This window comes from Streptomyces sp. NPDC018693 (genome assembly GCF_044391385.1).
Classification (GTDB): Bacteria; Actinomycetota; Actinomycetes; order Streptomycetales; family Streptomycetaceae; genus Streptomyces.
The window spans coordinates 449,767-458,075 of the sequence record NZ_JBIRZZ010000006.1 but is presented as its reverse complement, the minus strand read 5'-3'; the positions used below and the strand labels follow the sequence as shown (position 1 = coordinate 458,075).

Annotated in this window: 5 protein-coding genes; 3 read left to right on the top strand and 2 right to left on the bottom strand. The window is 71.2% G+C overall.

Annotation, left to right across the window (positions count from 1 at the left end; all coding sequences use genetic code 11):
• Positions 1-411 precede the first annotated feature (411 nt).
• Both ACH5AC_RS19485 and ptsP read left to right on the top strand, forming a co-directional pair.
• Complete coding sequence (locus ACH5AC_RS19485) at positions 412-861, top strand: PTS glucose transporter subunit IIA (RefSeq protein WP_398863128.1); 450 nt, start codon at positions 412-414, stop codon at positions 859-861.
• Positions 862-956: 95 nt separating this feature from the next.
• Positions 957-2,627: a phosphoenolpyruvate--protein phosphotransferase gene (gene ptsP / locus ACH5AC_RS19480; protein WP_398863126.1), complete on the top strand. Its 1,671-nt coding sequence runs from the start codon at positions 957-959 to the stop codon at positions 2,625-2,627.
• Positions 2,628-2,732: 105 nt separating this feature from the next.
• Here the strand turns inward: ptsP and ACH5AC_RS19475 are convergent, their stop codons facing one another.
• Positions 2,733-3,626 carry a hypothetical protein gene (locus tag ACH5AC_RS19475; protein WP_398863125.1) on the bottom strand — a complete coding sequence of 298 codons (894 nt, stop codon included), beginning with the start codon at positions 3,624-3,626 and terminating at the stop codon, positions 2,733-2,735.
• A 109-nt stretch (positions 3,627-3,735) separates the two neighbouring features.
• Positions 3,736-5,703, bottom strand: coding sequence for an acetoacetate--CoA ligase (locus ACH5AC_RS19470; RefSeq protein ID WP_398863124.1), 1,968 nt, complete (start codon positions 5,701-5,703; stop codon positions 3,736-3,738).
• 213 nt (positions 5,704-5,916) lie between these two features.
• On the opposite strand from ACH5AC_RS19470, the gene ACH5AC_RS19465 reads away from it, so the two are divergent.
• Entirely contained in the window at positions 5,917-8,295 is a 2,379-nt protein-coding gene (locus ACH5AC_RS19465) for a TIM-barrel domain-containing protein (protein WP_398863123.1), read from the top strand.
• Positions 8,296-8,309: the final 14 nt, after the last annotated feature.

Below are 8,309 nucleotides of genomic sequence, written 5' to 3'. Positions count from 1 at the left end.
GGCGTTGACTTTTGGCACGCTGTTGAGTTCTCAAGGAACGGACGCTTCCTTCGTACTCACCCTCTCGGGCTTTCCTCCGGGCGCTTCCCTTCGGTGTTTCCAACTCTATCAGCGTCTTTCCGTCTCTCTGACCACCGTTCCGCAGACATGCGGAAGATGATCCCGAGATAGGATCTGACAAATTGGGTGCTGCTTGATCGGCACGCGTTGCTGCGTCGCTCAACCCCAAGCAGGAGTACGACTCTACATCCGTCCCAGGAGGCCGCGCAAATCGATTAGGCTAGTGGTCTAGACCACGATCGGAGCTCTCATGCGGAACCGGTACTTCATATGACATACCCTGCTGCACAGTGCGCCGTCCGGGACAGGCAGTGACGGCCCATGTACAACTCCACCCCTGGGAGGCTTCCCATGACCACCGTGACGTCCCCGCAGGCAGGACGCGCTATCGGACTCTCCGCTGTGCCCGATCCGGTCTTCTCCGGGGCCATGGTCGGCCCGGGCACCGCGATCGACCCGGTCCGGGAGCCGTCCGAGGCTGTCGCCCCCGTGGACGGAGTCATCGTCTCCCTCCACCCGCATGCCTTCGTCGTCGTCGACAGCGAGGGCCACGGTGTCCTCACCCACCTCGGCATCGACACCGTGCAGCTCAATGGCGAGGGCTTCGAGCTCCTCGTGAACAAGGGCGACACCGTCACCCGCGGTCAGGCCGTCGTGCGGTGGGACCCCTCCGCCGTCGAGGCGGCCGGGAAGTCGCCGGTCTGCCCCATCGTGGCCCTGGAGGCCACGGCCGACTCCCTCAGCGACCTCCGTGACACCGGCGACGTGAAGGCCGGCGACGTTCTCTTTTCCTGGCAGTGACGCTTTTCCCGGCAGCCATGCCGACGCCGTCGTAGACGGCAGGTAGGACAACCACCGCGGCGGCGGGACCCGCCGCACTATCGGAGACGGGTGAGATGGAGACAACGCTGCGAGGCGTCGGTGTGAGCCACGGTGTGGCGATCGGCGAGGTTCGGCACATGGGAACGGCGGTTCTTGAGCCGCCGGCCAAGCAGATACCGGCGGAAGAGGCAGAGCGCGAACAGGGGCGCGCTCGTCAGGCGGTGGACGCCGTGGCGGCCGATTTGATGGCGCGCGGCAATCTGGCCGGCGGTGAGGCACAGGCGGTGCTCGAGGCGCAGGCCATGATGGCCCAGGACCCCGAGCTGATGGCGGACGTGGACCGGCGCATCGCTGTCGGCAGCACGGCCGAGCGCGCCGTCTACGACGCTTTCGCGGCGTACCGGGAGCTGCTCGCGGGCGCCGGTGAGTACCTGGCCGGTCGGGTGGCCGACCTCGATGACGTGCGGAATCGTATCGTCGCCCGGCTGCTCGGGGTTCCGATGCCGGGTGTTCCGGACAGCGACGAGCCGTATGTCCTGGTCGCCCGTGACCTCGCGCCTGCCGACACCGCGCTGCTGGACCCGACGCTGGTGCTCGGTTTCGTCACCGAGGAGGGCGGGCCGACCAGTCACAGCGCGATCCTGGCGCGGGCGCTGGGTGTGCCCGCGGTCGTGGCGCTGCCGGGAGCCGGTGAGCTCGCCGAGGGCACGGTGATCGCGGTCGACGGCAGCACGGGCGAGATCTTCGTCAGCCCGAGCGAGGAGAAGAAGGCGGAGCTGGAGGCCGCGGCGGCCGCGCGCAAGGCGGCGCTGGCCGCCTCGACGGGGCCGGGTGTCACGGCCGACGGCCACAAGGTGCCGCTGCTCGCGAACGTCGGCGGGCCCGCCGATGTGCCGGCCGCCGTCGAGGCGGGCGCCGAGGGCGTCGGTCTGTTCCGTACCGAGTTCCTGTTCCTGGACGACAGCAAGAACGCTCCGTCCGAGGAGAAGCAGGTCGAGGCGTACCGTCAGGTGCTCGAGGCGTTCCCCGAGGGCCGGGTCGTCGTGCGGGTCCTGGACGCGGGCGCGGACAAGCCGCTCGACTTCCTGACTCCGGCCGACGAGCCGAACCCGGCGCTGGGCGTGCGTGGTCTGCGGACGCTGCTGGACCACCCGGAGATCCTGCGTACGCAGCTGACCGCGCTGGCGAAGGCCGCCGAGGGGCTGCCCGTCTACCTCGAGGTCATGGCCCCGATGGTGGCGGACCGCGCTGATGCGAGGGCGTTCGCGGACGCCTGCCGTGCGGCCGGGCTGCGGGCGAAGTTCGGGGCGATGGTGGAGATCCCGTCGGCCGCGCTGCGGGCGCGCTCGATCCTTCAGGAGGTCGAGTTCCTGTCGCTGGGCACGAACGACCTCGCGCAGTACACCTTCGCCGCGGACCGTCAGGTGGGCGCGGTTTCCCGGCTGCAGGATCCGTGGCAGCCCGCTCTGCTCGACCTGGTCGCGCTCTCCGCGGAGGCGGCCAAGGCCGAGGGGAAGAGCTGCGGTGTCTGCGGTGAGGCCGCGTCCGACCCGCTGCTGGCGTGTGTGCTGGCCGGTCTGGGGGTCACCTCCCTGTCGATGGGCTCGGCGTCGATTCCCTATGTGCGCGCGACGCTGGCGAAGTACACGCTGGCGCAGTGCGAGCGTGCGGCGGCGGCCGCGCGTGCGGCGGACAGTGCCGAGGAGGCACGCACCGCGGCGCAGGCGGTGCTGTCCGGGGAGTAGTCGCGTCGGCCGTCGGTGATCGCCGCTGATCGGCGGTGATCTGCGGTTGTGGAGGGGCGTCCCGGTATCGCGGGACGCCCCTTCGCCGTGTCGTGCCGGTCTCGGTCAGTGGTGGTGGCCGGGGGTGGCTCCTTCCTCCCCGAGGTCGGGCGGTGTGCTGTAGTCGACGTCGGACTCGGGCGAGATCAGGTCTCCGGATTCGACGTCGGTGCAGTAGGCGTCGAAGACCTCACCGGCGGTGAGGGGGTCGAGGGCGTCTTGGCGGATGCGCCAGCCGTAGACGCGGTCGGGTCCCTCGGGGGCGCTGGTGCGCATGACGAGTCCGCCGGGGCTGCGGGTGACGAGGCCGACGGCCAGGACGGTGGTGAATTCGAGGACTTCCGCCTCGTCGACTCGGGTGGTCCCCTCGGGGGTCTGGTCGGCGTGGAGGACGGCCACGAGCGTTTCGGGGGTTCCCTTGACGCTGCAGACGAGATGGCGGTTGCCGGGTGGTGCGGTGTCGAGGATACGGACGAGGAGGTGTGAGGCGCGGGTGAACGCCGCGTGGCCGATGTCCTCCCCGCAGGAGGCGCAGGCGCCGAGGCGGGCGAGGAGTGTGGCGGCGTACTCCCAGGTGGCCTGGCGGACGGCTTCGTCGACCAGGGCCGGCACGAGGTCGGCCAGGGGCTGGCCCTCGTAGGGGATGGTCGGGCCGGTGGCGGCCAGTTCGGCTGTGAAGCGGGAGCGGTGCGCGGGGACGTCCGGGTCGAGGCCCTGCTCCGCGCAGTACTCGGCGTATTCGACCGGGTCGAACAGGGCAACCGTGGTGTGGTTGCCCTGAAGGGCGCGGGTTTTGAGGAGCGCCTCGACCTGCTTGAGGTAGGTGGTGTGGTCGTCGAAGGTGAAGCTGCGGTAGCGCCGCATGGCGCGGAAGTCGTGTTCGTCGGTGAGCAGGCCGATGGTGCCGGCGATTTCGCGGCGCAGAACGCGTCGCATGGTCTGGTCGTCGGTGTACGCCATGTTTCCCCCTGAGCGCGTCGGTGAGCGCAGTCGATCAATGCTCACTCACAGTAACCGGCGGCACTGACAACGGCTCGCGAGGTGCTTTGGCGTGGTGACGGGGAATGGTTCAGGCGCGCTTGCGGGCCAGGTCCTCGTAGAAGTGCAGCAGGTCGAGATTGTCGATGGAGCCCGGGTTGACCGCTTTCTCCAGTGGTGTGCCCTGGAGGAGGCGCTTGACCGGGACCTCGATGCGCTTGCCCGTGAGGGTGTGCGGGACCCCGGGTACCTCGATGATCTCGTCGGGGACGTGGCGCGGCGAGAGCTGCTCGCGGATGGCCTGCTTGACGCGGTTCAGGAGGGCGTCGTCGAGGACGGCTCCGGGGGCCAGGTGGACGAACAGGGGCATCCAGTAACCGCCGTCGGGCTGTTCGATGCCGATGACCAGGGATTCCTTGATCTCTGGGAGGCGTTCGACGACCTCGTAGATGTCGGCGGAGCCCATGCGGACGCCCTGCCGGTTGAGGGTGGAGTCGGAGCGGCCGTGGATGACGACGGAGCCGCGTGCGGTGACGGTGATCCAGTCGCCGTGGCGCCAGACGCCGGGGTAGGTGTCGAAGTAGCTGTCGTGGTAGCGGCTGCCGTCGGGGTCGTTCCAGAAGTGGACCGGCATGGACGGCATGGGGTTGGTGACGACGAGTTCGCCGACCTCGTCGATGACGGGGTGGCCGCTGGGGTCCCAGGACTGGAGGTCGGTGCCGAGGCCGGGGGCCTGGAGTTCGCCGGTGTACACGGGGAGTGTGGGGACGGCCCCGGCGAAGCAGGAGCAGACGTCCGTGCCGCCGCTGACGGAGGCGATCCACAAATCGTCGCGGACCTCGTCGTGCAGCCAGCGGAAGCCGTCGGGCGGCAGGGGCGAGCCGGTGGTGGCCACGCACTGGACGCGGGAGAGGTCGAAGTCGCGGGCCGGGTGCACGCCGGCCTTGCGGCAGGCCATGACGTACGCCGCGGAGGTGCCGTAGAGGGTGGCTCCGGTGCGTTCGGCGACGCGCCACTGGGCGCCGGTGTCGGGGTGGCCGGGGCTGCCGTCGTAGAGGACGATCGTGGTGCCCGTGAGGAGGCCGGAGACGAGGAAGTTCCACATCATCCAGCCGGTCGACGTGTACCAGAAGAAGCGGTCCTCGGGGCCCAGGTCACAGTGCAGGCCGAGTTGTTTGAGGTGCTCGACGAGGATGCCGCCCTGGGACTGGACGATGGCCTTGGGCAGGCCGGTCGTGCCGGAGGAGTACAGCACCCACAGCGGGTGGGCGAAGGGCACCTGCTCGAAGACGGGTTCTGTGTCGGCGGATGTCAGGGCCGACCAGTCCAGGGCGCCTTCCGGTGCCTCTGTGCCGAGGACGGGGATGTGGACGACGGCGCGCAGGGTGGGCAGTTCGCGGCGCAGTTCGGCGACGATCTCGCGGCGGTCGTGCTCCTTGCCGCCGTAGCGGTAGCCGTCGACCGTGAAGAGGATGACGGGTTCCACCTGCTGAAAGCGATCGAGGACGCTGCGGGCGCCGAAGTCGGGGGCGCAGGACGTCCAGATGCCGCCGACGGCGGCGGTGGCGAGCAGGGCGACGACGGCCTGTGGGATGTTCGGGAGGTAGCCGCTGACGCGGTCTCCGGGGCGGACGCCCAGGGCGCGTAGTTCGGTGGCCAGGGACCCGACCTGGCGGCGCAGCTCGGACCAGGTCACCGGGCGCGGTTCATGGGTCTCGTCGACGTACAGGAGGGCTGGTTCGTCCGCGCGGGTCGCCGCGGCGCGCAGGGCGTGCTCGGCGTAGTTAAGGGTCGCCCCGGGGAACCACTGGGCGCCCGGCATCGAGCGGTCGGCGAGCACGCGCGCGTAGGGACTCGAAAAGCGGACGTCGAACCACTCGGTGACGGCTTTCCAGAAGGTCTCCAGCTCGTCGACGGACCAGCGCTGCAGGGCCGCGTAGCCGCCTTCGGCGGGTGCGCCGTGCCGCTGGGCGGCCCAGGTCTGGAACTTGGTGACCTGTGCGCGCGCGATGCGCTGCGGATCGGGCTGCCAGAGCGGCTGGGGGTTCTCGGTCGACATGGGGCGGCTCCCGGACTGTGCGCGTCGTGTGCGTCGGCCGCGCACGTGCTGGGGTGTGCGCGTGACGCGGCTGACACGGACGATGCCATGTGATCGACTTCTACACCAGGGTGCGCTCCACATGGTCCATGTCGCAAAGATGTGGTCCCGACACGGGTGAACGGCAGTTGAACGACACACGCGAGGTGCGCGGGCAATGGCAGGGTGAGCAGTATGAACGGTCGTGACCTGGTGCGTTCGATGAAGTCGTTGGGTGCCGTGGGAGCGGCACAGGGGTTGCGGACCGTACGGGCCGCGTGGCGCAGGACGCGCGCGGACGCCGCCGCGCTGCCGCCGCGGGGCGCCGAGCGGGCGCGGGTGCCCGGACTGGTGCGGGAGGTGGAGCCCGGGCCGGGAGGCGGGGTTCTCCGGTTCAGCCGCTCGGAGCTGCGGATCGTGGTCGCCGTGAACGGGGCCGTGTTCTGGGGCTGGGACGGCGCCGGTCCCGAGCCGTCGTACGCGTTGGCGGGCCGCTGCCCGGAACCCGATCCCCGAGCCGTGCTGGAGCCGGACAAGGACGGCGGCTGGCGGGTGGTGGCCGAGCGGGTGACGGTCATCGTCTCGCGGCACGGCGCGGTCGAGGTGCTCACGCCCGGCGGGGTGTCGCTGCGCCGTGATCTGCCGCCGCGCTGGTGGGAGCCGGAGGGCGGCGGTCCGGCGCGCTGGATGCAGCGTTCGGAGGTGGCGGCGGACGCGCGGTTCTTCGGGCTCGGCGGGCGGGCGTCGGGGGCGCGCCTGCGGGACGGGGCGTACCGGCTGTGGAACACGGATCCGGGGCTCGCCTTCGGCCCTGGCGACGACCCGTTGTACATCACGATGCCGGTGCAGATGGTGGTGGCCGACGCGGGGACGCATCTGGCGTTCTACGACAACACCTGGGACGGCAGGGTGACGTTGCGGGAGGGCGAGGAGGGAGCCGGTTCCGGGCACGACCGGCCCGGGACGAGTGAGCTGCGCATGGACGGCGGCCCGCTGCGCTGCTGGGTGGTGGTGGGCACGCCTGCGCGCGTGCTGCTCGCCTGGGCGTCGCTGACCGGGCCGCCCGCGCTGCCGCCGGCCTGGGCGCTGGGTCACCATCACGCGCGGTGGGGGTTCGGCAGTGAGCAGGAGGTGCGGCGGATCGTCGCCGGGTACCGGGAGCACGGTCTGCCGCTGGACGCCGTCCATCTGGACATCGACCACTACGACGACCATCAGGTCTTCACTGTCGACCAGGACCGTTTCCCGAAGCTTCCGGTGCTCGCCGAGGAGTTGCGGCGGGAGGGGATCCGTCTGGTGTCGATCGTGGACCCGGCGGTGAAGGCCGCGCCGGGCAACGAGGTGTACGACAGCGGGGCGGCCGTGGACGCGTTCGTTCGGGACGCGTCGGGGCGATCGGTGCGGGGGGTGGTGTGGCCCGGAGTGTCGGTCTACCCGGACTTCACGCACGCGCGTGTGCGCGCGTGGTGGGGCGGGCTCTACCGGGAGCGGCTCGAGCAGGGGTTCGCCGGCTTCTGGCACGACATGAACGAGCCGACGTCGTTCGCCGCGTTCGGGGAGACGACACTGCCGCGCTCGGCCCGGCACGCGCTGGAGGGGCGCGGCGGGGACCATCGCGAGGGGCACAACGTGTACGCCCTGTGCATGGCTCGGGCGGGCTACGAGGGGCTGCGCGCGCTGCTTCCCGAGGAGCGGCCGTTCGTGTTCTCCCGCTCCGGCTGGGTCGGCATGCAGCGCTACGGCGGCACCTGGTCCGGCGATGTCGCCACAGGCTGGCCGGGGCTGCGGGCGTCGCTGGCGCTGGTCCTGGGGCTGGGGCTGTGCGGGGAGCCGTACTCGGGGCCGGACATCGGCGGGTTCGACGGCAGTCCGTCGCCGGAGCTGTATCTGCGGTGGTTCCAGCTGGGCGCTTACCTGCCGCTGTTCCGTACGCACGCGAGTCTGCGGGCCGGCCGCCGGGAGCCCTGGGAGTTCGGTGCCGCGGTACTCGGGCACGCGCGCGTGGCGCTGGTCGAGCGCCGTCGGCTGCTGCCGTACTTCGTGACGCTGGCGCATCTGGCGCGGCGCACCGGGGCGCCGTATGTGCGGCCGCTGTGGTGGGGCGCGCCCGAGGACCGGGCGTTGCGCGACTGCGAGGACGCCTTTCTGCTCGGTGACTGTCTGCTGGTGGCGCCGGTGCTGGATCCGGGTGCGGACCGGCGCGCGGTGCAGCTGCCGCGGGGGCTGTGGTACGACACGGCGACGGAGCGGACGTACGAGGGGCCGGGGCAGGTGCTGATCGACGCGCCGCTGTCGCGGATTCCGGTGCTCGCGCGCGCGGGTGCCGTCCTCCCCGTCCGCGGGGACGACGGCGGGCCGGAGCTTGAGGTGTGGGCGCCCGCCCGGGGGCGGACGGGCGGCGGCCTGGTCGTGCGGGACGCGGGCGACGGCTGGGACGAGCCGGAGATCGAGCGGTACGTCGCCCGCTGGGAGGGCCGGGAGCTGGTCGTGGAACGGGAGGGCGAGGACGGCGTGCGGGAGCCGTCCCAGCCGGTGCGCATACGGGGACTCGGCGAGCGCCGGGCTCAGACGTAGGCGCCGGACTCAGC

Excerpts from the sequence above, each read along its gene's own strand:
- ptsP (WP_398863126.1), top strand. The coding sequence starts at position 957 with ATGGAGACAACGCTGCGAGGCGTCGGTGTGAGCCACGGTGTGGCGATC.
- ACH5AC_RS19465 (WP_398863123.1), top strand. The coding sequence starts at position 5,917 with ATGAACGGTCGTGACCTGGTGCGTTCGATGAAGTCGTTGGGTGCCGTG.
- ACH5AC_RS19470 (WP_398863124.1), bottom strand. The coding sequence starts at position 5,703 with ATGTCGACCGAGAACCCCCAGCCGCTCTGGCAGCCCGATCCGCAGCGC.
- ACH5AC_RS19485 (WP_398863128.1), top strand. The coding sequence starts at position 412 with ATGACCACCGTGACGTCCCCGCAGGCAGGACGCGCTATCGGACTCTCC.
- ACH5AC_RS19475 (WP_398863125.1), bottom strand. The coding sequence starts at position 3,626 with ATGGCGTACACCGACGACCAGACCATGCGACGCGTTCTGCGCCGCGAA.